This is a genomic window from Hydrogenophaga sp. ANAO-22 (assembly GCF_042466645.1).
Taxonomy (GTDB): domain Bacteria; phylum Pseudomonadota; class Gammaproteobacteria; order Burkholderiales; family Burkholderiaceae_C; genus Hydrogenophaga.
In genome coordinates this window covers 3161129-3185021 of sequence record NZ_CP159956.1, presented here as the reverse complement: position 1 = coordinate 3185021, position 23893 = coordinate 3161129, and the positions used below count along the sequence as shown (strand labels likewise).

General features: G+C 67.3%; 22 protein-coding genes and 1 pseudogene. 11 read left to right on the top strand and 12 right to left on the bottom strand.

What is annotated here, in order from left to right; genetic code table 11:
- Positions 1-7: 7 nt before the first annotated feature.
- The 5 genes from ABSY19_RS15370 (at position 8) to ABSY19_RS15350 (ending at position 3729) form a co-directional block, all read left to right on the top strand.
- Positions 8-571 (top strand): chalcone isomerase family protein, encoded by a 564-nt coding sequence (locus ABSY19_RS15370; RefSeq protein WP_382152966.1) that lies wholly within the window; start codon positions 8-10, stop codon positions 569-571.
- Positions 568-1884 (top strand): MFS transporter, encoded by a 1317-nt coding sequence (locus ABSY19_RS15365; RefSeq protein ID WP_382152963.1) that lies wholly within the window; start codon positions 568-570, stop codon positions 1882-1884. The genes ABSY19_RS15370 and ABSY19_RS15365 overlap by 4 nt, the downstream gene beginning before the upstream one ends.
- Before the next feature lie 9 nt (positions 1885-1893).
- Positions 1894-2433, top strand: a complete 540-nt coding sequence (locus tag ABSY19_RS15360) for a DUF3833 domain-containing protein (RefSeq protein ID WP_382152960.1) — start codon at positions 1894-1896, stop codon at positions 2431-2433.
- 83 nt (positions 2434-2516) lie between these two features.
- Positions 2517-3281 (top strand): SDR family NAD(P)-dependent oxidoreductase, encoded by a 765-nt coding sequence (locus tag ABSY19_RS15355; protein ID WP_382163825.1) that lies wholly within the window; start codon positions 2517-2519, stop codon positions 3279-3281.
- A gap of 7 nt (positions 3282-3288) precedes the next feature.
- Positions 3289-3729: a nuclear transport factor 2 family protein gene (locus ABSY19_RS15350; RefSeq protein ID WP_382152958.1), complete on the top strand. Its 441-nt coding sequence runs from the start codon at positions 3289-3291 to the stop codon at positions 3727-3729.
- 93 nt (positions 3730-3822) lie between these two features.
- Here ABSY19_RS15350 and ABSY19_RS15345 read toward each other — a convergent pair whose 3' ends face one another.
- Complete coding sequence (locus tag ABSY19_RS15345; RefSeq protein ID WP_382152955.1) at positions 3823-4437, bottom strand: glutathione S-transferase N-terminal domain-containing protein; 615 nt, start codon at positions 4435-4437, stop codon at positions 3823-3825.
- A 125-nt stretch (positions 4438-4562) separates the two neighbouring features.
- On the opposite strand from ABSY19_RS15345, the gene purB reads away from it, so the two are divergent.
- Entirely contained in the window at positions 4563-5990 is a 1428-nt protein-coding gene (purB, locus tag ABSY19_RS15340; protein WP_382152952.1) for an adenylosuccinate lyase, read from the top strand.
- Here purB and ABSY19_RS15335 read toward each other — a convergent pair whose 3' ends face one another.
- Positions 5991-6413 carry a DUF3717 domain-containing protein gene (locus tag ABSY19_RS15335; protein ID WP_291111565.1) on the bottom strand — a complete coding sequence of 141 codons (423 nt, stop codon included), beginning with the start codon at positions 6411-6413 and terminating at the stop codon, positions 5991-5993.
- A 442-nt stretch (positions 6414-6855) separates the two neighbouring features.
- On the opposite strand from ABSY19_RS15335, the gene ABSY19_RS15330 reads away from it, so the two are divergent.
- Complete coding sequence (locus tag ABSY19_RS15330) at positions 6856-7608, top strand: TerC family protein (protein ID WP_382152949.1); 753 nt, start codon at positions 6856-6858, stop codon at positions 7606-7608.
- Between the two features lie 93 nt (positions 7609-7701).
- Positions 7702-8052, top strand: a complete 351-nt coding sequence (locus ABSY19_RS15325; protein WP_382152946.1) for a phage holin family protein — start codon at positions 7702-7704, stop codon at positions 8050-8052.
- A 26-nt stretch (positions 8053-8078) separates the two neighbouring features.
- On the opposite strand, the gene ABSY19_RS15320 is transcribed toward ABSY19_RS15325, so the two are convergent.
- Positions 8079-9773 carry a M48 family metalloprotease gene (locus ABSY19_RS15320; RefSeq protein ID WP_382152943.1) on the bottom strand — a complete coding sequence of 565 codons (1695 nt, stop codon included), beginning with the start codon at positions 9771-9773 and terminating at the stop codon, positions 8079-8081.
- Between the two features lie 57 nt (positions 9774-9830).
- Here ABSY19_RS15320 and moaC point away from each other — a divergent pair, with 57 nt between their 5' ends.
- On the top strand, positions 9831-10328 hold the full coding sequence (gene moaC / locus ABSY19_RS15315) for a cyclic pyranopterin monophosphate synthase MoaC (RefSeq protein ID WP_382152940.1): 498 nt from the start codon (positions 9831-9833) through the stop codon (positions 10326-10328).
- 10 nt (positions 10329-10338) lie between these two features.
- Here moaC and tfpZ read toward each other — a convergent pair whose 3' ends face one another.
- The 9 genes and pseudogenes from tfpZ to sucC all read right to left on the bottom strand — a co-directional run bounded on the left by tfpZ (position 10339) and on the right by sucC (position 21146).
- Positions 10339-11115: a TfpX/TfpZ family type IV pilin accessory protein gene (gene tfpZ / locus ABSY19_RS15310; protein WP_382152937.1), complete on the bottom strand. Its 777-nt coding sequence runs from the start codon at positions 11113-11115 to the stop codon at positions 10339-10341.
- Positions 11112-12941: a Wzy polymerase domain-containing protein gene (locus ABSY19_RS15305; RefSeq protein ID WP_382152934.1), complete on the bottom strand. Its 1830-nt coding sequence runs from the start codon at positions 12939-12941 to the stop codon at positions 11112-11114. The genes tfpZ and ABSY19_RS15305 overlap by 4 nt, the downstream gene beginning before the upstream one ends.
- A gap of 64 nt (positions 12942-13005) precedes the next feature.
- The gene (locus ABSY19_RS15300; protein WP_382152931.1) at positions 13006-13494 is read right to left on the bottom strand and encodes a prepilin-type N-terminal cleavage/methylation domain-containing protein; all 489 of its coding nucleotides are present in this window, start codon (positions 13492-13494) and stop codon (positions 13006-13008) included.
- Between the two features lie 187 nt (positions 13495-13681).
- Positions 13682-14485 (bottom strand): 3',5'-cyclic-nucleotide phosphodiesterase, encoded by an 804-nt coding sequence (locus ABSY19_RS15295; protein ID WP_382152928.1) that lies wholly within the window; start codon positions 14483-14485, stop codon positions 13682-13684.
- A gap of 194 nt (positions 14486-14679) precedes the next feature.
- Positions 14680-15309, bottom strand: a complete 630-nt coding sequence (locus ABSY19_RS15290; RefSeq protein ID WP_382152925.1) for an FHA domain-containing protein — start codon at positions 15307-15309, stop codon at positions 14680-14682.
- A gap of 50 nt (positions 15310-15359) precedes the next feature.
- Positions 15360-16144: pseudogene (locus tag ABSY19_RS15285) on the bottom strand (Stp1/IreP family PP2C-type Ser/Thr phosphatase).
- 10 nt (positions 16145-16154) lie between these two features.
- Positions 16155-18848 (bottom strand): CHASE2 domain-containing serine/threonine-protein kinase, encoded by a 2694-nt coding sequence (locus tag ABSY19_RS15280; RefSeq protein ID WP_382152922.1) that lies wholly within the window; start codon positions 18846-18848, stop codon positions 16155-16157.
- Between the two features lie 228 nt (positions 18849-19076).
- The gene (gene sucD, locus ABSY19_RS15275) at positions 19077-19970 is read right to left on the bottom strand and encodes a succinate--CoA ligase subunit alpha (RefSeq protein WP_291111541.1); all 894 of its coding nucleotides are present in this window, start codon (positions 19968-19970) and stop codon (positions 19077-19079) included.
- Between the two features lie 15 nt (positions 19971-19985).
- A complete protein-coding gene (gene sucC / locus ABSY19_RS15270; RefSeq protein WP_291111539.1) occupies positions 19986-21146 on the bottom strand; it encodes an ADP-forming succinate--CoA ligase subunit beta in 1161 nt (386 codons plus the stop codon).
- A gap of 171 nt (positions 21147-21317) precedes the next feature.
- On the opposite strand from sucC, the gene argC reads away from it, so the two are divergent.
- Positions 21318-22229: an N-acetyl-gamma-glutamyl-phosphate reductase gene (argC, locus tag ABSY19_RS15265; protein ID WP_382152919.1), complete on the top strand. Its 912-nt coding sequence runs from the start codon at positions 21318-21320 to the stop codon at positions 22227-22229.
- A 101-nt stretch (positions 22230-22330) separates the two neighbouring features.
- Entirely contained in the window at positions 22331-23890 is a 1560-nt protein-coding gene (locus tag ABSY19_RS15260; protein ID WP_382152916.1) for an MFS transporter, read from the top strand.
- Positions 23891-23893 lie beyond the last annotated feature (3 nt).

The following is a 23893-nucleotide window of genomic DNA, read 5'->3' as shown; positions in this document are numbered from 1 at the left end:
CCGCGCCATGCCCACCCGCCCTCTTCACCTGTCCGTGGCCCTCGCGCTGCTGGTGGGGGGACCCGCAAGCGCGCAGCCCGCGCCAGCCCCCATGCTGAGCGCGGCGCTGCAAGACCAGACGCTCAGCGGCAGCGCCCGCCTACGGTACTGGGGGTTCGACGTCTACGACGCGCGCCTGTATGTCGCGCCAGGCTTTGATATTCAGCGCTTCGAAGACCAGCGCTTCGGCCTGGAACTGAGCTACCTGCGCGGCTTCAAGGGCGCCGACATCGCCGAGCGCTCCATCGAGGAAATGAAAGGCCTGGCCCGGCTGGACCCCGCGCAGGCCCAGCGCTGGCAAGCCGCGATGAGCGCCCTGTTCCCCGAGGTGCGGCGCGGCGACCGCCTCACCGGCGTGCACGTGCCGGGCAGCGGCGCGCGCTTCTACGTCAACGGCCAGTGGCTCGGCGAGATCGCCGACGACGCCTTCTCACGCCTCTTCTTCGGCATCTGGCTCTCGCCCAGGACCTCGCAGCCGCGCCTGCGCGAGGCCCTGATCCAGTCCCTCGGCGGTCCGCCGCGCGCGCCATGAGCGAACCCGCCGCCCGCTTCATCGGGCCAGGCGCCTGGCGCCATGGGCTGCGCTACGGCCTGTTGGGCCTGCCGCTGGCTTTCGTCGCGTTGCCGCTGTACGTGATCCTGCCCAACCACTACGCGCGCGCGTTCGGCGCGCCGTTGGCGGCCCTGGGGGCGGTGCTGCTGGCCGCGCGGCTGATCGATGCCGTGCTCGATCCCTGGATCGGGCGCTGGTGCGACCGCCTCTTCGCGCGCTCGATCGCGGCCGTGCTGGGCGCGGCGGCCGGGGCCGCGCTGGTGCTCGCGGGCGGGCTGTGGGGCCTGCTGTTTCCGCCGGCCGCCGTGCGCGACGCGGGCAGCGCGATCCTGCTCGGCTGGGCGGGCGGGCTGATGGCCCTCACCTACATCGCCTACAGCATGATCTCGGTGACGCACCAGGCCTGGGGCGCGCGCCTGGGCGGCGACGAGGCCCAGCGCAGCCGCGTGGTGGCCTGGCGCGAAGGCCTGGCCTTGCTGGGGGTGCTGATCGCCGCCGTGCTGCCCGCCACGCTGGGGCTGGGCGCCACGGCCTCGGCCTTCGCCGTGCTGCTGGCGCTGGGCTGGTGGGCCTGGAGCCGCTCCACGCGCCCGCTCGACCGGTCCATGGCCACCGCGGCGGGTGGCCCCTCCCCGCTGAGGCAACCCGCGTTCCGGCGCCTGCTCGCGGTGTTCGTGATCAACGGCACCGCCAGCGCCGTGCCGGCCACGCTGGTGCTGTTCTTCGTGCAGGACCGGCTGCAGGCACCGGCGGCGGTGGAGCCGGCCTTCCTCGCCACCTACTTCCTGTGCGCCGCGCTGTCCATGCCGCTCTGGGTGCGGCTGGTCGCCCGCCTCGGTCTGGCGCGCACCTGGCTCGCGGGCATGGGCGTGGCGGTGGCGGTGTTCGTCTCGGCGGCCCTGCTCGGCGCGGGCGACGTGCTGCCCTTCCTGATCGTGTGCGCCCTCTCGGGCGTGGCGCTGGGCACCGACCTCGCCCTGCCCGGCGCGATGCTCGCCGGCCTGATCGGCCGGCTGGGTGAACGCGGCCAACGCGAGGGCGCGTACTTCGGCTGGTGGAACTTCGCCACCAAGCTCAACCTCGCGTTGGCCGCGGGTCTCGCCCTGCCGCTGCTGGCCTGGTTCGGCTACACCCCGGGAACGCGCGACCCCGCCGCGCTGCAGACCCTGACCATCGCCTACTGCCTGCTGCCTTGCGCGCTCAAGCTGCTGGCCGGGGGCGCGCTGTACGCGCTCGTCATCCGGCCCGGGCAAAAGCCCGCGCCACCGCGCCCCTCCCTGTCCACGAACTGAAAGACCGCCATGCAACGACGCCATTTGCTCGCCGCCGGCATCGCGGGCGCCGCCGCACTCTCGGGCTGCGCAGGCCCGCAGATCGCGCAGTACGCGGGCGAAAAACCGGTGCTCGACCTGCGCAGCTATTTCAACGGCACGCTCGACGCCTACGGTGTCTTCACCGACCGCTCGGGCGAGGTGATCAAGCGCTTCACCGTGGTCATGCGCTGCCAATGGAACGGGGACGACGGCGTGCTCGACGAGGCCTTCACCTACTCGGACGGCACGACACAGAAGCGCGTGTGGCGCATGAAGCACCTGGGCAACGGTCGCTTCAGCGGCACCGCCGACGACGTGGTGGGCACCGCGCTCGGTGAGCAGCAGGGCAACGCCTTCCGATGGGGCTACACGCTGCGGCAACCGGTGGACGGCAAGACCTACGAAGTGCAGTTCGACGACTGGATGTACCTGATGGACGACCGCGTGATGCTCAACAAGGCCACGATGAGCAAGTTCGGCATCCGCCTGGGCGAGGTCACGCTGTCGTTCGTGAAGCGCCGGCCATGAGCATCCCCAGGACCTTCGTCGATGCGCCCATGCCGCCCCCTCGGGCGGCGAGCGGTGCGCGCGGCTTCTCGCTGTTCGGTCCCATGAACCCCCGCATCACCGACTGGCGCGGCCTGCGCGTGTGGCTGATCGGCGCTTCCAGCGGCATTGGCGAAGCCACCGCCTCGGCCCTGCACGCGCGCGGGGCGCAGGTGCTGCTGTCGGCTCGCAATGCGCCCGCGCTGAACGCTTTCGTGGCCGCGCACCCGGCCGCGCAGGCCTGGCCGCTGGACGTGACCGATGCCACCGCGGTCATGCGCACCACCTACCAGATCCTCGCGCAAGGCCCGCTGGACCTGGTGCTGTACTGCGCCGGCCACTACCGCGAGATGCGCGCCACCGACATGGACCTGGCCGACCTTCGGCGCCACGTCGACATCAACTACCTCGGCGCGCTGCACGTGCTCGACGCCGCCGTGCCCGCGATGGCGGCGCGGGGCCATGGGCACATCAGCCTGATCAGCAGCGTGGCGGGTTTTCGCGGCCTGCCCAAGAGCCTGGCCTACGGTCCGACCAAGGCCGCGCTCACCCACCTCGCCGAGACGCTGTACCTGGACCTGCAGCCCCTGGGCCTGGGCGTGAGCGTGGTGCATCCCGGCTTCGTGAGCACGCCCCTGACGGCCCGCAACGGCTTCACCATGCCCGCGCTGATCACACCAGCACAGGCGGCCCAGGCCATGCTGGCCGGCTGGGGCCAGGGCGCGTTCGACATCCACTACCCCAAGCGCTTCACGCGCTGGATGAAGCTGTTGCGCCTGCTGCCCTACCGCGCGTACTTTCCGGCGGTGCGCCGCGTCACCGGGCTATAACGCGTTCATGTTCACCGACCACCGCGCCGCCATCGACCACCTCTGCGACTGGTTCGAGTCGCTCTCCCCCGGCTCGCTCGCCCGGCTTGGCGAGTTCTACACGCCGGACGCGCGCTTCAAGGACCCGTTCAACGAGGTGCAGGGCATCCCGGCCATCACACGCGTGTTCGAACACATGTTCGACAGCCTCACGGCGCCGCACTTCATCGTCACGGGCCGGCTGGTGGACAGCGCGCAATGTTTTCTGGTGTGGGAGTTCCGCTTTCGTTTTCAGCGCTTTGACACCGTGACCGAGCAGGTGGTGCGCGGCGGCTCGCACCTGCGGCTCGCGCCCGACGGCCGCGTCAGCGACCACCGCGACTATTGGGACGCGGCGGAAGAGCTGTACGAAAAACTGCCTGTGCTGGGCGGGCTGATGCGCTGGTTGAAGAAGAAAGCGCAGGAGTGAGCGGCTTTCGGCCAGGATGCCGCGGAACTGGCTTTGCCAGGCCGCAGGCATCGCCCCCTGGGGGGTGACGCGCCGCAGGCGCGGCGCGGGGGGTTAGGCCGGCCTCGTGTCGACGAAGCTCTGGCGCAGGTTGAGCTTCTCGGCCAGGCGGGCCAGGTTGGGGTACTGCGAGCGCCAGTCGATGCTGGCGAAGCGGAAGTCCAGATAACCCAGCGCGCAGCCCACGGCCACGTCGGACAGGCTGAAGTGGATGCCCGAGCAGAACGCCTTCTCGCCCAGGCCCTGGCTCATGGACTTCAGGCTGGCGTCGATCTTGGCGCGCTGGCGCTCGATCCACGCCTCGCTGCGCTCGCCCTCGCCACGGCCGGGCCAGGTGGCTTCGAGCCGGGCCAGCACGGCGGCGTCCAGCAGGCCATCGGCCAGGGCTTCCCAGGTCTTGACCTCGGCGCGTTCTCGGCCTTGCGTGGGGATCAACTTGCCCACCGGTGAAAGGGTGTCGAGGTACTCCACGATCACGCGCGAGTCGAACACCGCCTCGCCGCCTTCCATCACCAGGCAGGGCACCTTGCCCAGCGGGTTGGAGGTCATGATGGTGGTGTCGGCGGACCACACGTCTTCCAGGATGAACTGGTAGTCCAGTTTTTTCTCGGCCATGACAACGCGCACTTTTCGCACGTAGGGGCTGGTGATGGCGCCGATGAGTTTCATGGGGAATGGAATGGTCGTTGGACTGGGGAACACGATTCTAGCCAGCGCCAGGGGCTCCCCCTCGGACGGCGGACACGGCGCCCGGCGGTGGGCCCGCCGCCGGACGGGCCTCCTACAATCGTGGGATGCGCCCGACCACCTCTTCTCCCGCCACGCCCACCCACACCATCCCCGGCGCCCCCAGCGCCATTTCCGCCCTGTCGCCGCTCGACGGCCGTTACGCCGGCCGCCTGGCCAGCCTGCGCCCCTTCATGAGCGAGCAGGGCTACATGCACCGCCGTGTGCAGGTCGAGATCGCCTGGTTCATTGCGCTCTCCGACGCCGGCCTGGCTGAGTTCAAGCCGCTCTCGCCCGGCGCGCGCACCTACCTGCTGGGCCTGGTGAAGAACTTCAGCGAAGCCGATGGCCAGGCCATCAAGGACATCGAGAAGGTCACCAACCACGACGTGAAGGCGGTCGAGTACTGGATCAAATCGCGCTTCGAAGCGCGTCCTGAGCTGGAGAAGGCCGCCGAGTTCGTGCACTTCGCCTGCACCAGCGAAGACATCAACAACACCAGCCACGCCCTGCAGCTCAAGGGCGGGCGCGACGTCGTGCTGCTGCCCGCGCTGGACGCGGTGATCGACAAGCTGCGCGATATGGCCCACGCCTACGCGGCCGTGCCCATGCTCAGCCGCACGCACGGCCAGACCGCCAGCCCCACCACCGTGGGCAAGGAAATCGCCAACGTGGTGGTGCGCCTGAGCGCCGCGCGCGACCGCATCGCCGGCGTCAAGCTGCTGGGCAAGATGAACGGCGCCGTGGGCAACTACAACGCCCACCTGAGCGCCTGGCCCGAGTTCGACTGGGAGGCGTTCAGCCGCAACGTGATCGAGCAGCCCGAGCCACTCGGTCTGGGCCTGACCTTCCAGCCCTACAGCATCCAGATCGAGCCGCACGACTACATGGCCGAGCTGTTCGACGCGGTCGCGCGCACCAACACCATCCTGATCGACCTCTCGCGCGACATCTGGGGCTATGTGAGCCTGGGCTATTTCAAACAACGCCTGAAGGCGGGCGAGATCGGCTCGTCCACCATGCCGCACAAGGTCAACCCGATCGACTTCGAGAACGCCGAAGGCAACCTGGGCCTGGCCAACGCGCTGCTGCGCCACCTCTCCGAGAAGCTGCCCATCAGCCGCTGGCAGCGCGACCTGACCGACTCCACCGTGCTGCGCAACATGGGCGTGGCCCTGGGCTACGCGGTGCTGGCCTACCACTCGATGGGTGTGGGGCTGGGCAAGCTCGAACTCAACGAGGAAGCCATCGCCGCCGACCTCGATGCGTCCTGGGAAGTGCTGGCCGAGCCGATCCAGACCGTGATGCGCCGCTACGGCGTCTCGGGCGCCTACGAAAAACTCAAGGAAGTCACGCGCGGCAAGACCGTGACCGCCGAGGCGCTGCACGAACTCATCCGCAGCCTGGACATTCCCCAGCCCGAAAAAGACCGCCTGCTGGCCATGACCCCGGGCAGCTACGTCGGCAAGGCCACCGAGCTGGCACGGCGCGTCTGACTACCGCCCGGAACCGGGCTCTTCCAGCGCGCGCTCGGCGTAGCGGTTGAAGCGCCAGGCGTCGCCTTCGATGGTGATGCGCCGCCAGCTGGCGCGTTTCTCACCGGGGGTCATCTCGGTCCAGCGCTGCACTTCGTCGAAGCGCCGGCCACAGCCCTTGCAGACCTCGTCACCCTGGCTGGTCGAGCAGATGGCGATGCACGGCGTGTCGGGCGTGGTTTCGTACCAGGCCAGCCAGGCCTCGCGGGCGCGGGCGGGCAACGTGGCCTCGTCGGCCTCGGTCTCGTGGAACCAGATCATCAGCGCATACACCTCGGCCAAAGCGCGAAGCTCCTTGCACAGGGAAACACCGTCTGGCGAGGGTGAGCGCTCACGCCAGTAGTTGATCGCGGCTTCGATGTCGGTGATGTGGATGCCGGCCATGGGGTGTGGATCATAGCCAGTCTGGCCCTTCGATGAACGCACCGGCAACCGGAACCAACCCTGGCCTTGTGGTAACTGCGTACCCGTCCCAGGCACCGCACGCGGTAGCGGCCCGCTACAATCGCGGGTCTCGAAGGGGAGTAGCTCTCCGCTCCAGCGCTTGCCGCTGGACATTCGGGTTGTCGTCAATACGAAGCCACCGCTTCCGGCAACCCGGGCCCGGCAATCACCTTGCCGGGCTGAGCAAGACCTTTGATAGGCCCCATGGGCCGATCAAGGCATGTCCATCCCCTTCGCCAGCGCAGTTGCGCCATTGCGGGCGGATGACACAGCGCCTTCCGATCGACCATGGTGGTCGATACATGAGAAGAGAAGGCCGGGCGGATGGCGACGAGATCGGCTCGCGCCCCCACCCATTTGGACAAACGACAACGAGGAATTTATGGATTTCCTGACATCGCCCGCGTTCTGGGTCGCCCTGGGACAGATCATCATCATCGACATCCTGCTGGGTGGCGACAACGCGGTCGTGATCGCGCTGGCCTGCCGCAAGCTGCCGCCCGCACAGCGCACCAAGGGCATCATCTGGGGCACGTTCGGCGCCATCGTGCTGCGGGTCATCCTGATCGCCTTCGCGATGACGCTGCTGACCGTGCCGTTCATCAAGCTCGTCGGCGCGCTGCTGCTGGTGTGGATCGGTGTGAAGCTGCTGGCCCCCGATGACGAGGCGCATGGCGACATCCAGGGCAGCGACAAGCTGTTCGCCGCCATCAAGACCATCATCGTGGCCGATCTGGTGATGAGCGTGGACAACGTGATCGCCATCGCCGGCGCCGCACAGAACGCGGGCGAGCACTCGTTCCTGCTGGTGGTGCTGGGCTTGCTGATCTCCATTCCCATCATCGTCTGGGGCAGCACCATGGTCATCAAGCTGATGGCCCGTTTCCCTATCATCATCACCCTGGGCGGCATGCTGCTGGGCTGGATCGCCGGGGGCATGCTGGTCACCGACCCGGCCTTCGTCACCCCCGACAAGTGGACCTTCATGCCCAAGCTCGGCACGGTGGATGAGAAGGGCATGGCGGTCATCTCCGACACGCTGTACTGGTCGGCCCACGTCGTCGGTGCGCTGTTGGTGCTCGCACTGGGCAAGTGGATCTCCTCCCGCCGTCCGCCGGTGGTGCACGAAGGCTGAGCCGGCCTTTCGAGGTCCTGACACACCAGGGCGGCGTCCGAAAGGGCGCCGCCCTTTTTTTTTCAACGAGCGACCAGTGCTATGCTGGTCCGCATGAAACTCATCCTGACCTGGCTGCTCGCGGCCTGCGCCCTGCTGGTGGTGGCCTACATCTACCCCGGTGTGCAGGTGCAGAGCTTCACTTCCGCCCTGATCGCCGCGGCGGTCATCGGCCTGTTCAACGCCGTGCTGCGGCCCATCCTGGTGATCCTGACCTTGCCCGTCACCATCGTCACGCTGGGTCTCTTCCTGTTCGTCATCAACGCCCTGATGTTCTGGGCGGCGTCGGGTGTGCTCGATGGCTTCCGCGTCAACGGTTTCCTGGCCGCGCTGCTGGGCTCGTTGATCTACTCGGTGTTGATGCTGGTGGTGAGTTCCGCCATGCGCTCCATCGGCTCGCGCTGAGCCGATCGGTCGGCCCGTCGCCGGGCCTACTTCTCTTCGCGCACGGACTCGCGCAACTGCGCCTCGACTTCACGGCGGCGGCTGTCCACGATGGCCAGTTCCATGCCGTCCGCGCGTTGCGCGGCGGGCAGCGCCTGGGCCGCCTTGAAGCGGTCCACCGCACCACCGAAGTCCAGGTGGGCGGCACGCGCCTCCGCCTCGGCACGGATGGCGCGCAAGGTCTGCCCTTGCACGGCATAACCCCGTGACAGCGTTTGCCAGGCCACCGCGTCGCGCGGCTGCAGCGCCACCCAGGCCTGCAAGCGGCTGACCGCGCGCTGCGGCTGACCGGTGGCCAGCGCGGCCTGCGCACCGAGCAGGGCACTGGCGCGGGAGGTTCCCGCCAGGGCCTGGTCGCGCAGTTCCGCCAGCAGGGCCGCCTGCGCGGGAGGCAGGGAAGGCACACCGCCCGCGACGGGCGACAGCAAGATGTCGAGCAGCAGCGCATCCACCGTGGGGCGAGCCTCGGGCGCCACCGCTGCGCGCAACTGCTGCGCCAGCTCCAGGGCCAGATCGCGCTGCCCCAGGCGCAATGCCGAGAGCGCGGCCGCGTAGCGGTCGCCGGGCGAGGCATTGGCCGATCGGCCGTTGGCGAGCCAGGCGCGCTGCCGATCAGGACCGTTTTCCGCCAGCACCCTGGCGCGCGCCGACACCAGCACGTGCACGCTGCGCGAGGGCATGGGCAAGCCCACGGAGGCGCTGGACGTGCCCCGCGCGCCTGGCAGGTCCAGACGCAGGCCCAGGGGAGCGGTCGGTGCGGTGGCGCCGCTGGCATCCGGCGTGGTGGCCTTGATCGGGCCCACTTGGCCGCCTGCCGCTGCGGCCGGCCCGGAGGGCACCCGGGACCGCATGTCGGCAATGCGCTCCCCCGTCAACGGGTGGCTGCGCAGGTAGGGGAACGAGCCGTCGTCGTAGCGCGAGGACTGCTGCATCTTGTCGAACATGCTCACGAAGCCCAGGCCGTCAAAACCGGCTCCCGTGAGGACGCCAAAACCCACGCGGTCGGCCTCGCGCTCCATGTCGCGCGAGAAGTTCAGCTGCGTCTGTGCCGCGACGGCCGTGCTGCCCGCGATCGCGGCGCTGGCCACCTGCGGGTTGGACCCGGCCGCCAGCGCGCCCAGGATCATCGCCCCCATCATCCACGGCGCCATGCGCTCCTCGCGCGTCATCATGCGGGCGATGTGGCGCTGCGACACGTGGCTGAGCTCGTGCGCCATCACCGAAGCCAGTTCCTCGGGCTTGTCGGTGATCGCGATCAGGCCCAGGTTCACGCCGAGGTACCCCCCTGGCAGGGCGAAGGCATTGACGCGCTTGTCGCGCGAAACCACCAGCTCCCAGGCCAGGCGCTCGGCCAGTTCGGGCGGCACGTCACCGCGATCGCGCGCCGCGCCCAGCAGGGGCTGCCACAAGGCCTGCAGGTAGTCGCCCAGCACGGGATCGTCCAGGTAGTCCGGATCGCGGTAGATGTCGCGCGCGATGCGGTCCCCCAGGCGCCGCTCGGCCGCGATGGACATGCCATCGCCGTCGCCCAGGCTGGGCAGCGAGGAAGTGGACGTGCCGTCACGGACCGGCTGGGCGATCGAGGCCGGTGTGGGCAGCAGCATCGACGCCATGGCCAGCACGCCCAGGCCCAGGGCGGTGCGTCGAACAGGGGAAAGCAGCGACTTCGGTAAAAAACGCATCCCCGTATGATGCCGCCAACGCCCGACGGTTCTGTAAAGCCCGCGAAACAAGCCCCCATGACCGATACAAAAGCTTCCTCTCCCCTGACCCACTTCGACGCCCAGGGCCAGGCCCACATGGTCGACGTGGCGGCCAAAGCCAGCACCCACCGGGTGGCCGTCGCGGAAGGCCGCATCACCATGTTGCCGGCCACGCTGGCGTTGATCCAGGCGGGCACCGCGAAAAAGGGGGACGTGCTCGGCATCGCGCGCATCGCCGGCATCCAGGCCGCCAAGAAGACCAGCGACCTCATCCCGCTGTGCCATCCGATCGCGCTGACCCGCGTGGCGGTGGAATTCGACATCGAACCCGAGTCCCACAGCGTGCGCTGTATTGCAACCGCCGAATGCACCGGTCAGACCGGGGTGGAAATGGAAGCCCTGTCTGCGGTGTCGGTGGCGCTGCTCACCATCTACGACATGTGCAAGGCGGTGGATCGGGGGATGGTGATGGGCGGGGTTCGGCTGGTGGAGAAACGAGGAGGGAAGAGCGGGAGTTTTACGGCGGCCGCTTGACCTCCCACTCTCAATAGGGGTCCACAGGCAGAAAGAGCACGGGCCGTGCATCCAGCGGCGAGAGGATGGCGGTCCAGAACGCATGTCGGCTGGCCACCGGCAAGTAGCGCACACCGTCCAACGTCAACCCCGCCGACGCCAGGCCGGCTTGAACCACCGACGCGGCCTCGGGTTTGGCGGCAAGCAACGCGCTGAGCGGCTGGGCGGCCGACTGAATGGCTTGCGTCTGCGTGTCATACCCAACCCAGAGATCGGCACGCGCACCGATGTCCACGCCTTGCAAGGCCGCCATCGTCACCTCCATCCTTTCGGTTGCCGAGGCAAACGGGCGCACCGCCACCAGCTCGGGGCCACGGACCGGCAGCGAGCGGAATTCGGGCGCGCTCTGAGCCAGCAAGCCTGGGTCGACATCGATCGCGTGAATCACTCTCAGGCGATCGATCTCGAAGGCCAGGTACACCGGCCGGGCCTGGAACACGGTCCAGGCGCCATACGACAAAGCGCCGACCTGCACGAGCGCAATCAGGGCCACGTCCATGCGCAGCTCTTTGAGCGGCTTCTTCGCGGCCGCGACCGCGAAGGTGCACACGGGACCCAGCACGACGTCCACGGCCGCCACGAGCAGGAACAGGTTCAAGCCGCCCGCCAGCACCCGGTAAGGGTGGGGGTACCAGACGAAGAAGATCAACCCGCCCACCACGAGCAGGATCAGGGCACTGACCAGGAAATGTCCGATGGCCCACTTGAATCGGTATCGAAGAGCTGCGTGCATGACGGAGAGACTCACGGGGTTGGCAAGGAAACCTGCGGATTGTCGAACGGCGCAAGGGGCAGGGGCTCGGAGCGATCCACGGTTTCCGGCGCCAGCTGGAAGGAGGTGCTGCGTCCGGCATAGTCCGGCCAGTTCAACGAGGCGAGCGATGGATACGCCGCCTGATCGCGCGCCCAGATGCCTCGCGCCCTGGAGACGAGGTCGGCGCCCACGATGGCATTGAATCGCATCATCCAGACATGAGCCGCTTCGACCTGACCGGCGAGTGCATGCGCCTTGGCCGCCGCGTAGTAGGCCGGCGGGGAGTTCACGCTGCGCGCCGTGTCCGAGATCCAGAGGAGTTCTTGCTCGCTCATCCCCGGCCGCAGCGGCAGGCGGTACAGCACCAGTTCATCGTGAATCTGGTTGAGCACGCGCGGCTCATGCACTTCGATGTCTGGCCGTTTGCCCACGCCATTGTTTTCAAAGCGCCACTCGGTGTAGCGCTCCTGATACGGGAAATAGTCGGCCGACATCCAGCCTGCCACGCCCAAGGTCAGCAGTCCGACCATGCCCCACGACCATCGGGGCAGCGAAGGCCCCTTCGACGTGGCATCCACTGGCATCAACCAACCGGCGAACAAGGCGGCAGGCACCATGAAATAGAGAAACTGGTGTGGCAGTTCAAGCATGGCGTGCACACCCAGCGCCGCCAGCACGGCCAGTGCAAAAACGTTGTCGGGCCGTTTCGGCAGCTCCAGCAGCCGCTTGCTCAGCCAAAGGCCCAAGGCGCCCAGCAGCATCAGCCCGAGGGGGATTCCGAACCACAGCAACACGTCGAGGACGGCGTTGTGCGCATGAGCGAAACGCTGGCCGATGTACAGCTCGGGTTGAAGATGCGCCACGGCCACGTAGGCAAACCCGCCATCGGTCAAACCGTAGCCGAACCACGGGCGCTCGAGCAGGGCCGCGCCAAAGGCCCGCCAGGCGTCGATGCGGGCACCATCGATGGCCGTGAGACGCGTTTCGGCGTTCTGCAGTGCCCCCAGGCCCAGCCAGCTGGCCACCTCCTTGAAGTTCAACAGCCACAGAATCAACAGCGCCAAGCCCGAAAACCAGACCGTGCCAATGGCCCGCCTCCCTTCACCCTTCAACACCAGGGCCAGCAGTCCGGCCACCACAGCCATCTCCAGCAAGCCCGCTCGCGACTGGGTCAACCCGATGCCGATGCCGATCCATGCGAACAGCAGAACGAACATGCCCTGTGACAGCATGCGACGGTGCCGGAACCACGTGAGGCCGATCAGACCCCAGACCTGGATGGTCGCCAGCTGGTTGGGCTGCAGGATCATGCCCGAGGGACGCTGACGATCGTTGATAGGGGTGACCAACAGCAGCACCAGGGAGTCGAAATCGCTGGAGTACCACTGCAACCACTGGATCCATTGCACCGGCACGTTCAACGCTGCGCCCAGGGCCAGGGCCGCGAAAACAATGTCCAGCAGCCGGTGGTGCTGGTTCGACCGCGCAGCATGACCGAGCAGAAAGGCCACCAGGACGGCGGCCACGTAAGCCGATGACACCGCCGCCGTGCCAGCTTTGGGCATCAGACCGCCGAGCCACTGCCCCCAAGGCACCAGGATCAGCAGCCCCAGCACGCCAACGAACGCCGACAGGGGCACGCGCCAGCGGGTCTGCCAAGCCACCACGATGGCCATCAAGCCCAGCACAACCGCCATCGCGACTTCATGATGAAAGGCGTTCCAGGGCAATTGGTGGTTGGGCACCGTCCAGATCAGCGACAGCACGAGCACCGCGAGCGTGTTCTCGATCAGCTGGAAGCGCGTGTAGTGAAGTGGCATGGCACAACAGAAGGTCAAGAAAAAGGGCCGCAAAGCGGCCCTTCATGCTGAAAATGCGCTTGGCTTAGCCGCGGCAGGAGCCGGGCAGGAAGCGAGGATTCATGCCATTGGTGGTCGTGGGGCCGCAAACCCAGCGGGTGATGACCGCACCCGCATGCGTAGCGCCATCCAAAGCCACGGTGTCAGACACAAACGGCGCCAGCTGGATTTGGTTGTTGGTGCCGATGCCACCACCGATGTTCGTGGCGTTGCCGATGATCGTGATCACGCCGTCTGCATCGGCAAAACCGGATTGCACCATGCGTGTCGGCACGATTGCGCAGGAACCGGAGATGGCCGAGCTGATGTCGGTGCCAGGTGCAGCGGCTTGAACCGTCTCGGTGATGGAAGTGCGGCACGACGATGCGGCCAGCACGACTTCCGACACGCGGGCGCGCACCGTGTAATCTTGATAAGCGGGCAGCGCGACGGCAGCCAGAATACCGATGATGGCCACCACGATCATCAATTCGATCAGGGTGAAGCCTTTTTGGACGGCGCGTTTCAATTTCATGGAGAACTCCTTGGGGCAGGGTTGGGGTAAAGACGCATCCCAATCAGCAGACACCGTGCCAGCCCGAAATGCCGCGCTTTTTGAGGTCTTTTTAGCGCTTTACCCTGCATCAGTGACATTTGGTGACCCCTGCATCGGCATGAGACCGACAATTTTTGTCACCTCGCCCTCAGGCAACGGCTTTTTGTCACAGTTCGAAGGTCTGCCCCGCGCTGAGCCAGCGGATGTCGTGGCGCGCATCGCCCGTGTGGTTGGGCGCTTCGTCGAAGCGGCGGATCTCTTCCATGATCAGGCCGGTTTCTGCCGGCTTGGTGTGGGTGATGTAGATCGGGTAGCGCTGGCGGCCATCGATCTGCTCCAGTTCCTGCGCCAGCAGGCTGGGGGCCAGGTGCAGGCTGCGCTGCGCGAGGGCGTGCTCCCGGTCGCTGAAGGCGGTTTCGATCACCAGCAGGGCCACCGGCAGCTGGTTGACGCGCTGCCAGAACGCCGGGTTGCGCCCGGTGTCGCCACTGAAGACCCAGTGACCCGAGGCGCTGGCGGCGGCAAAGCCGACCGCCGGCACGGTGTGCACCGCCGGCAAGACCTCGACCGACTTGCCGCCGACATGGAGCACCTCGCCGACCGCAATGGACACGAAGCGCATGAGCGGCGTGTCCACACTGGGAATGGCGGAGAAGTCGGGCCAGATCAGGTTGTTGAAGATGTGCACCTTGAGCGCGGCGATGGTACCGGGCAGCGCGTGCACCTGCAGCGGCGCAGCGCCACTGGCCAGGCGCCGGGCGGCCACGGCATCCAGCATGAGGGGCAGCGCGGCCACGTGATCCAGGTGCGAATGGGTGAGCAGGACGTGGTCCACCCGCGCCATCTCATCCAGGGTCAGATCGCCCACGCCGGTGCCGGCGTCGATCAGGACGTTGTCGTCGAGCAGAAAGGACGTGGTGCGGCAACCATGGGCGATGGCGCCAGAGCACCCCAGTACGCGGACCCTCATTTGGCAGCTTTGGCAGTGGCATGGCCGGGACCGCCGGCACATTGGATGGGGAAACTGGTTGCCTCAACCCGAACAAGCCGGGCCGGCAACCGACTGCCGAAGGCTACCCGTTTGACCAGGCGCCGGAAAGGACTTTTTTGGCATTTCTGCCGATGGCCGCCATGCCCGGTCCACGGGCATGGCTCGGGTCCGCCTCAGTGCTGGACGAACTGCATCTGCGTGCCGGCCAGTTCCAGCAGGTCGCCATGGTGCAGGTTCACGGCGTCGGTCCCGATGGGGCTGCCGTTGATGGTGGGTTTCTGCGTGCCTTCGACCAGGGCCACCACATAACCATGGGGCCGGCGCGTGATGGCCGCCACCGCCACACCGGGTTTGCCAATGGTGGTCACCACCTTGACCAGAGGCACTTCGCGGCCGGCCGCGGTGCCTGACATGACCTTGATCGCGGCATTGCCCAGCGGTGCGCCCTGGGAGTCGCCGGCCTCCACCACGGAGCCGGCGTTGATGACGGTGGTCTTTTCGTAGGTTTCGCTCGCGCCTTCGTGCACGAACTTGATCTTGTACTTGCCGATTTCGACGGCGTCGCCGTTCTGCAGCTGCTGCTTCTTGATCGCCTTGCCGTTGACGTAGGTGCCGTTGGTGCTGTTGAGGTCTTCCAGAAACACGTCCATGCCCGACATCTGCATCACGGCATGCTCACCGCTGACCGCGAGGTTGTCGATCACGATGTCGTTGTAAGGACGCCGGCCCAGCGTGGTGCGGTCTTTCGTGAGTTGCACTTCCTTGATGACGACACCGTCGATGGAAACGATCATTTTCGGCATGGCCGACTCCTCTGGAACCTATTGATTGAATTCTGAAATGGCGCTGGCGACTACTTGCCGAGCATCCGCGAGAGCAGGCCTTTGCGGATCGGCTTCGATCGAGCATACGCCAGTATCACCGAAATATTGTCGCGTCCACCGCAGTCATTGGCCCCGTCCACCAGGGCCTGCGCCTTTTCCTCCAGCGTGCCCGCGGTCACCAGAATGGCGGCAATGCGCTCGTCGCTCATCATGTCGCTGAGCCCGTCGGAACAGAACAGATAGAGGTCTTCGTCCTCGACCCGGTACTCGTTGACTTCGAGCAACACCGTGTCTTCCACCCCCAGGGCGCGGGTGACCAGGTTCTTGTGGGTGGCGTACTGGGCCTGCTCCAGCGAAATGAGCCCGGCGTCGATCTGCTCCTGCAGCAAGGAGTGGTCCCGCGTGATCTGCACGAAGCTGCCGGCGCGCAGGCGGTAGCAGCGCGAGTCGCCCACATGGCCGATCATGGCGCGCGCGCCATGGAACACGCCCATGACCAGGGTGGTGCCCATGCCGGCGTATTGCGCGTTGGAATTCGCGGCGTTGAAGATGGACCGGTTGGCGTTGTCGATGCAGATTTCCATGGCGCGCTTGAGTTCGCGCGCGCTGGCCTCATGCCCCCCTCGGACATCCATCGCCCGAGCTCGGTCCGGATGAAGGTGGTCGCCATCGCGCTCGCGACTTCACCCGCGTTGTACCCGCCCATGCCATCGGCCAGCACCACGATCTGGTTGTCGGGATCGAGGGCCACGGAGTCCTCGTTGTTGTCCCTGACCAGACCCGGATCTGTCAGACAAAAATACTCAAAAATCATATTGTTGGATTTATAAGCGGATATCGAAGCTGACTGTCTCGGGCTCGCGCGACGAAACCGGCACCGGCGTGACAACTGTGGCAAGCACCGCGTTTTCATGGCCACGCCCATGGGAAACGGGCACGGTCTGAGGCGCCATGTGTACGTCGGGGGACGTCGACAGGGCGGCGATGGTCTTGCGGAGGTCGGCGGCGATTTCGAGCCCTGTCTGGTACCTTTCCGCAGGTGATTTCGACAGGGTCTTGCTCAGTATATCGGCCAGTTCCGGCGGCAATTCAGGACGTCGTTCACGCACATCGGGCGCGGGCTGGTTGGCGATCTGGTACATGAGCGCGGCCATCGAATCGCCGCGCAGCGGCAAGCTGCCCGTGAGCAACTGGAACAGCATGACCCCCAGCGAATAGAGGTCCGAGCGGCCGTCCACGCGCTGGCCGGCCAGCTGCTCGGGCGACATGAAGCTCGGGGTGCCCAGCACCATGCCCGTGCGGGTCTTGCTGGACCCTGTGATGCGCGCGATGCCGAAGTCGGTGACCTTCACCGAACCGGTGGCGGAGTCGTACATCACGTTGGCGGGCTTGATGTCGCGGTGCACCACCTGCTGGCGGTGCGCATGGTCCAGCGCCAGCGCCACGCGTTCGCCGATGGACAGCACGGCCGCGACCGGCAACAGCTGTCCGTCGCGGGTGTGCGCCGCGAGGTCGCGCCCCTGCAGGAACTCCATCGCGATGTAGGCCAGGTCATGCTCTTCGCCCGCGTCGAAGATGGTGACGATGTTCGGGTGCTGCAGCCGCCCGGCCGTTTCGGCTTCTCGGAAGAAGCGTTCGCGCACATCGGCCAACTCCGCGCCTTCGAATTCGGCGCTCAGCGCCAGCGTCTTGATGGCCACGGTGCGCCCGATCTTCGGATCCAGGCCCTGGTACACCACGCCCATGGCGCCCTTGCCCAGCTCCTTCTCGATCCGGTATCGGCCCAGCATGGGTTTCTCGACATGCTCATCGCCGAGCACCAGCGTTCCGCCTGGATGCGACGAGCCCGGCCCCAGCACCACCGTGTTCGAAAGATGCCTCGTCCGCTGAAGGCGTGCCACCACATCGGCGTCGGTGCGATCGAACCGGGTCATGTGCTCGTACACCGCTTCGGCCTTGTTGAACTGGCGCTTGCGCTCGAAGTCCAGCGCGAGGTGCCGGAGGTTGTCCATCAGCGCGGGACTGAAGGGCACGCGGCGCAGGCGGTCGAACGCCATGTCGAGCTGGCCCTGGCCCTGCAGCGCCAGGCCCATCATGCGATTGGTTTCGGCCGACTCCTCGTCCGCCTTGATCTTGCCCGCTTCCGTTGCGAGGAAGCGCCGGGTGGTGAGCGCGAGGTGCCCGATCAGCAGCAGCGCGACCGGGAACACCAGTTGCAGCCAGACCGCAGCCGACGCCAGAAGCTGATATTCGACCCCCAGCAGGAGCAGGAACAGCCCAGCTGTCACCGCGGCGCCCGCAGCGGCGGACAGGCGCGGCAGCAACGCCACCAGATGCGCCACGACCACCAGCAACACACCCAACACCGCCAGACCACCCCAGGCCGGCTGGGCGATGAAATGCCCATTGAGAAGGCTGGAGGTGATGTGCGCGAGGATGGCGGCAGGGGACATCGCCGGCGACACCGGGGTGGTGAAGAGCGTGCCCACGCCCGCGGCGGTCGCGCCGATGATGACCACCTTGTCGGCGTACTTGCTGGCGGGAATGCGCCCGGAGATCACGTCGTAGAAGGAGTCCACCGAGAAGGCGGGCTTGCCGTCGCGATCGGCGTAGAACTGCGGCAGCAGGCGCGCGGCTTCGTCGGTCGGCAGGCGGGTCGGGCCCAGCTGCACGCCCTCGCCCGGCCACAGGCGGATGTCCTCCATGCCCAGGTTCAGGCTGTGCGCCGCGACGCTCAGCGCCATGGACGGCACCGCGTAACCATCGAAGTCCACCAGCAGCGCTTCCCGGCGCACCGCGCCGTCGGCATCCTGAATCTGGTTGAGGTGGCCCACCGCCCGGGCGGCCTCCCCCACGGCGGGCAGGGGCTGTTGCGTGCGTTGCGCCGGCAGGCCGAAGGCGCTGTCGTCGGCCAGCGCGCTGCGCTGGGCGAAGGCGGGCAAAGGCGCGTCGGGCCGGCCCAGCGGTTCACCCAGGGTGAACACCGAAGGCACGATCACGTTGCCCGCGCGCGCCATGCTGGCGACCAGCCGGGCGTCGGTATCCAGCCGTTGCTCGGCCTCGCCAATGAATCCCAGCAGGCGCTGGCGCGACACGGCGCCCAGATCGGGCAGCGTTGTGGCGCCGGGTGCCGTGCCGTCGAGTTGGCCGCGCAAGGCCCGCAGCTGGGCCAGGCCCCGGTCGGTCTGCGGTTCGAAGAAGAAGGCGGTGTGGGCGACGGTCTTGGCCTTGGCCGCGCTGAGCTGGTCGATCAGCTCCGCATGCACCTCGCGTGACCAGGGCCACCGCCCGATGTTGGCGATGCTCTGGTCGTCGATCGCGATGATGGCGATGCGCTCACTGGGCTGGCGGCTGCTGGCCGCGCTGGCGACGTCGTAGAAGCGGCGTTCCAGACCGTCAAACAGGTCGGTCGAAGCGTGCAGCGCGAAAACGGCGAGCACCACGCCGAGGCCCAGGAAGGCGTCGGATCGCCAGATCCGGCCTCGGCCTTGCAGGGGTTTCGTCTTGCGGGTGGACACGTCGCGCATTCTCCGGGTGGGTTCGCCTGAAGGTCGCCGCGAACTGCCCAAAGGTCAGAGACAAGCGCACCGTCGGTGCCGGCAAATCGCTGGCATCCTGGATGTTGCATTTTGTTGCAATCAGGTTCGGCCGAGCAAGCGCCTTTGTGGATTCGGCACCTCAATTTCCGTGCGGACATAAAAAAAGGCAACGCAAGCGTTGCCCTTTTCACACCCGCAGGGGGTGACTCAGAGCTGGGCCTTGAGCAGCTTGCCCAGTTCCGAAGGGTTGCGCGTGATGATGAAGCCGGACTCTTCCATGACGGCAAGCTTGGCATCGGCCGTGTCGGCGCCGCCGGAGATCAGCGCGCCCGCGTGGCCCATGCGCTTGCCGGGAGGCGCGGTCACGCCCGCGATGAAGCCCACCACCGGCTTCTTCATGTTGGCCTTGCACCAGCGGGCCGCGTCGGCCTCGTCCGGGCCGCCGATCTCACCGATCATGATCACGGCGTCGGTGTCGGGATCGTCGTTGAAGGCCTTCATCACGTCGATGTGCTTGAGGCCGTTGATGGGGTCGCCACCAATGCCCACGGCGGTCGACTGGCCCAGGCCCACTTCCGTCAGCATGGCCACGGCTTCGTAGGTCAGCGTGCCGGAACGGCTCACCACGCCGATGCGGCCCTTGCGGTGGATGTGGCCGGGCATGATGCCGATCTTGATCTCGTCGGGCGTGATCAGGCCGGGGCAGTTGGGGCCCAGCAGCAGGGTCTTCTTGCCGCCGGCGGCTTCCTTGGCCTTCATCTTGTTGCGCACCTCGAGCATGTCGCGCACCGGGATGCCTTCGGTGATGCAGATGGCCATGTCCAGGTCGGCTTCCACGGCCTCCCAGATGGCGGCGGCGGCGCCCGCGGGCGGCACGTAGATCACCGACACGGTGGCGCCGGTCTGCGTCGCGGCTTCCTTGACGGAGGCGTAGATCGGGATGTTGAAGATCGACTCGCCGGCCTTCTTCGGGTTCACGCCGGCCACGAAGGCGTTCTTGCCGTTCGCGTATTCCTGGCACTTCTCGGTGTGGAACTGGCCCGTCTTGCCCGTGATGCCCTGGGTGATGACCTTGGTGTCTTTGTTGATGTAGATGGACATGATGTTTCTCCGGGCTTACTTGACGGCAGCAACGATCTTGGTCGCCGCTTCGGCCATGGTGTCTGCGGCGATGATGGGCAGGCCGGATTCGGCCAGCAGCTTCTTGCCCAGCTCTTCGTTGGTGCCCTTCATGCGCACCACCAGCGGCACGGACAGGTTCACGGCCTTGCAGGCGGTGATCACGCCGGTGGCGATGGTGTCGCACTTCATGATGCCGCCGAAGATGTTGACCAGGATGCCCTTGACGTTGGGGTTCTTGAGCATGATCTTGAAGGCTTCCGTCACCTTCTCCGCGGTGGCGCCACCGCCCACGTCCAGGAAGTTGGCGGGCTCGCCACCGAACAGCTTGATGGTGTCCATGGTGGCCATGGCCAGGCCGGCGCCGTTGACCAGGCAGCCGATGTTGCCGTCCAGGCTGATGTAGGCCAGGTCGAACTTGGAGGCTTCCACTTCGGCCGGGTCTTCTTCGTCCAGGTCGCGGTAGGCCACGATCTCAGGGTGGCGGAACAGGGCGTTCGCGTCGAAGTTGAACTTGGCGTCCAGCGCCATCAGGTTGCCCTTGGAGTCGCAGTTCAGCGGGTTGATTTCCACCAGCGACGCGTCCGTGTCCATGTAGCACTTGTAGATCTTGGAGAAGATGTCCACGGCCTGGTCGACGGAGGCGCCGGTCAGGCCGATGGCCGCGGCGACCTTCTTGCTCTGCTCGGCGGTGATGCCGGTCAGGGGATCGATCATCTCGGTGATGATCTTTTCGGGCGTGGCGTGCGCCACTTCCTCGATGTCCATGCCGCCTTCGCTCGAAGCGATCAGGGCCACCTTCTGCGTCGCGCGGTCGGTCACCAGCGAGACGTACAGTTCGTTCTTGATGTCGGCGCCGTCTTCGATGTAGAGGCGGCGAACCTTCTGGCCTTCGGGGCCGGTCTGGTGCGTCTTGAGCTGCATGCCCAGGATTTCGCCGGCCAGGCGCTTGACGTCGTCCACCGACTTGGCCACCTTCACGCCACCGCCCTTGCCACGGCCACCGGCGTGGATCTGGGCCTTGACCACCCAGATCGGGCCGCCGAGCTTTTGAGCGGCTTCCACCGCCTCTTGCACCGTAAATGCCGCAATGCCGCGGGGCACGGGCACACCAAACTGGCGCAAGATTTCCTTGCCTTGGTATTCATGGATCTTCATGAGGTGTCTCTCAGGAACAGGTAAAAGAGTGACGGCCGAACCGGGGTGGCCGCTGGGTGGGCACTGAAAACAGCAACCCGGGACTGTATCATGGTGCAACGCACCAAAAGCGCGCATTCGACGCGCGGGTTTGGTAATCCCCCTGAATCCAACTGACAAGGCAGAGCGGCCATGGCCAAGGTTTTCATCGACGGCGAAGCAGGCACCACCGGGTTGCAGATTCGCGAGCGCCTGCAAGGCATGCCGCAGATCGAACTCGTGAGCATCGCACCCGAGCGCCGCAAGGACCCGGTCGCCAAGCGCGAGCTGATGGCGCAGGTCGATCTGGTCATCCTCTGCCTGCACGACGACGCGGCGCGCGAGTCGGTCGCCATGATCGACGCCCTGCCCGGCCAGCAGCCCAAGGTCATCGACGCCTCTACCGCCCACCGCACCGCACCCGGCTGGGTGTTCGGCTTCCCCGAACTCGCGCCGGGCCAGCGCGACGCGGTGGTCAACGCCCGCCGCGTGGCCAACCCGGGCTGCTATGCCAGCGGCGCCATCGCCCTGCTGCGCCCGCTGGTCGACGCCGGCCTGCTGCCCGCCGACTACCCGGTCTGCCTGCCGGCCGTCAGCGGCTACTCGGGCGGAGGCCGCACCATGATCGAGGCCTACGAAAAAGGCGAAGCCCCGGCCTATGAGCTGTACGCCCTGGGCCTCAAGCACAAGCACATCCCGGAAATCCTGGCCTACACCGGCCTCACGCGCCGGCCCATCTTCGTGCCATCCGTCGGCAACTTCGCACAGGGCATGTTGGTGCAGTTGCCCCTGCACCTGGACACCCTGCCCGGCCAGCCCACGCTGGCCGACCTGCACGCGGCCTACGCGAAGCACTACGCGGGCAGTGAATGGGTGAGCGTGCAACCGGCGACCGAAGACGGCAAGCTCGACGCCCTGGCCTTGAACGACACCAACCAGCTCGAAATCCGCGTGTTCGGCAACGCCGAGGCGAAGCAGGCGGTGGTGGTGGCCCGGCTGGACAACCTGGGCAAGGGCGCCAGCGGCGCCGCGGTGCAGAACCTGAAGCTGATGCTCGGCCTGTAAGGCTGGGCGGCGGGTTGTCGAAACGCCCGGCCCTGGTTCGTCGTACCCCAGGATGGCGCCGGATCTCGGCGTGATCCACCGCCGAACCTTGAGGAAACCCCATGCCTGCCACTCCGCCAGCCATCGAGATCGCTCCACCCCGGGCCACGCGCCGCGAATGGGTGGCGCTGGGCGTGATCGCCCTGCCCTGCCTGGTCTATGCCATGGACCTCACCGTGCTCAACCTCGCGCTGCCCGCCATCAGCGCCGACCTGCGTCCTTCGTCCGCGCAACTGCTCTGGATCATCGACATCTACGGCTTCATGGTCGCCGGCCTGCTGATCACCATGGGCACGCTGGGCGACAAGATCGGGCGGCGCCGGCTGCTGATGATCGGGGCGGCGGCGTTCGCGGCCGCCTCGGTGGCGGCGGCCCTGTCCACCACCGCGCAGGCCCTCATCGCCACGCGCGCGCTGCTCGGCGTCGCCGGCGCCACGCTGGCGCCGTCCACGCTCTCGCTCATCTCCAACATGTTCCGCGATGAGCGCGAGCGCCGCATCGCCATCGGCATCTGGATCTCGAGCTACTCGGTGGGTGGCGCGATCGGCCCGCTGGTGGGAGGCGTGATCCTGCAGTACTTCGCCTGGCCCGCGATCTTCTGGGCCGCGGTGCCGGTGATGTTGCTGCTGTTGGCGGTGGGCCCCTTCCTGCTGCCCGAGTACCGCGACCCCGAGGCGGGCCGGCTCGACCTGGGCAGCGTGGCGCTCTCGCTCACCGCCGTGCTCGGCGGCGTGTTCGCGCTCAAGCAGGCGGCCGAAGGCCATGTGGACGCGCCGACCTGGGTGGCCGCGGCGCTCGGCCTCGCGGCGGGCGTGGCCTTCGTGCGGCGCCAGCGCCGCATCGCCTACCCGCTGCTCGACCTGCGGCTGTTCGGCCAGCCCCGCTTCGCGGCCGCCATCTGCACCTACGCCCTCACCTCGTTCGCGATGTTCGGCGTCTACATCTTCATCTCGCAGCACCTGCAGCTCGTGCTGGGCCTCTCACCCCTGGTGGCGGGCGTGTGCACCGTGCCCTGGGCCCTGTCGTTCGTGGTCGGTTCGATGCTGACACCGGCCATCGCGCAACGTTATTCGGCGCCCCGCACCATGGTGACGGGGCTGGCGGTGGCTGCGGTCGGCTTCGCGGGCGTGGCGCTGGTCGATGGCCCCCATGGCCTGCTCGCGCTGGTCGCGGGCATGACGCTCATGGGCATCGGCATGGCGCCGGTGTTCACGCTGGGCAACGACATCGTCATCAGCTCGGCGCCGCCCGAGCGCGCGGGCGCGGCATCGGCCCTGTCGGAAACCAGCGCGGAGCTGTCCGGCGCTCTGGGCATCGCGGTGTTCGGCAGCATGGCCACGGGCCTGTACCGCGCCGGCATGGCGGGCCAGTTGCCGGCGGGCCTGCCCCAGGAGGCCGTGGCCGAAGCCTCGACCCTGGGCGGCGCGCTGCGGGTCGCCGAAAGCCTGCCCGCGCCGCTGGCCGAGGCCCTGGGGCTGGCCGCGCGCACCGCCTTTGTCGATGGGCTGCAGGCCGCCGCGGTGCTGGGCACGGGCATCATGGTGGCCAGCGGCCTGCTGGCCTGGCGCATGCTGCGCCCGCCCCGGGCGCCGGGCGGCGCCTCGGCCACCCAGCCACGCTGACGC

Coding starts and splice junctions, on each gene's coding strand:
- sucC (WP_291111539.1), bottom strand. CDS start 21,146: ATGAAGATCCATGAATACCAAGGCAAGGAAATCTTGCGCCAGTTTGGT.
- ABSY19_RS15295 (WP_382152928.1), bottom strand. CDS start 14,485: ATGAGGGTCCGCGTACTGGGGTGCTCTGGCGCCATCGCCCATGGTTGC.
- sucD (WP_291111541.1), bottom strand. CDS start 19,970: ATGTCCATCTACATCAACAAAGACACCAAGGTCATCACCCAGGGCATC.
- ABSY19_RS15325 (WP_382152946.1), top strand. CDS start 7,702: ATGAAACTCATCCTGACCTGGCTGCTCGCGGCCTGCGCCCTGCTGGTG.
- ABSY19_RS15355 (WP_382163825.1), top strand. CDS start 2,517: ATGAACCCCCGCATCACCGACTGGCGCGGCCTGCGCGTGTGGCTGATC.
- ABSY19_RS15305 (WP_382152934.1), bottom strand. CDS start 12,941: ATGCCACTTCACTACACGCGCTTCCAGCTGATCGAGAACACGCTCGCG.
- ABSY19_RS15365 (WP_382152963.1), top strand. CDS start 568: ATGAGCGAACCCGCCGCCCGCTTCATCGGGCCAGGCGCCTGGCGCCAT.
- purB (WP_382152952.1), top strand. CDS start 4,563: ATGCGCCCGACCACCTCTTCTCCCGCCACGCCCACCCACACCATCCCC.
- moaC (WP_382152940.1), top strand. CDS start 9,831: ATGACCGATACAAAAGCTTCCTCTCCCCTGACCCACTTCGACGCCCAG.
- ABSY19_RS15350 (WP_382152958.1), top strand. CDS start 3,289: ATGTTCACCGACCACCGCGCCGCCATCGACCACCTCTGCGACTGGTTC.
- ABSY19_RS15260 (WP_382152916.1), top strand. CDS start 22,331: ATGCCTGCCACTCCGCCAGCCATCGAGATCGCTCCACCCCGGGCCACG.
- ABSY19_RS15345 (WP_382152955.1), bottom strand. CDS start 4,437: ATGAAACTCATCGGCGCCATCACCAGCCCCTACGTGCGAAAAGTGCGC.
- ABSY19_RS15330 (WP_382152949.1), top strand. CDS start 6,856: ATGGATTTCCTGACATCGCCCGCGTTCTGGGTCGCCCTGGGACAGATC.
- ABSY19_RS15320 (WP_382152943.1), bottom strand. CDS start 9,773: ATGCGTTTTTTACCGAAGTCGCTGCTTTCCCCTGTTCGACGCACCGCC.
- argC (WP_382152919.1), top strand. CDS start 21,318: ATGGCCAAGGTTTTCATCGACGGCGAAGCAGGCACCACCGGGTTGCAG.
- ABSY19_RS15370 (WP_382152966.1), top strand. CDS start 8: ATGCCCACCCGCCCTCTTCACCTGTCCGTGGCCCTCGCGCTGCTGGTG.
- ABSY19_RS15290 (WP_382152925.1), bottom strand. CDS start 15,309: ATGCCGAAAATGATCGTTTCCATCGACGGTGTCGTCATCAAGGAAGTG.
- ABSY19_RS15335 (WP_291111565.1), bottom strand. CDS start 6,413: ATGGCCGGCATCCACATCACCGACATCGAAGCCGCGATCAACTACTGG.
- ABSY19_RS15360 (WP_382152960.1), top strand. CDS start 1,894: ATGCAACGACGCCATTTGCTCGCCGCCGGCATCGCGGGCGCCGCCGCA.
- ABSY19_RS15300 (WP_382152931.1), bottom strand. CDS start 13,494: ATGAAATTGAAACGCGCCGTCCAAAAAGGCTTCACCCTGATCGAATTG.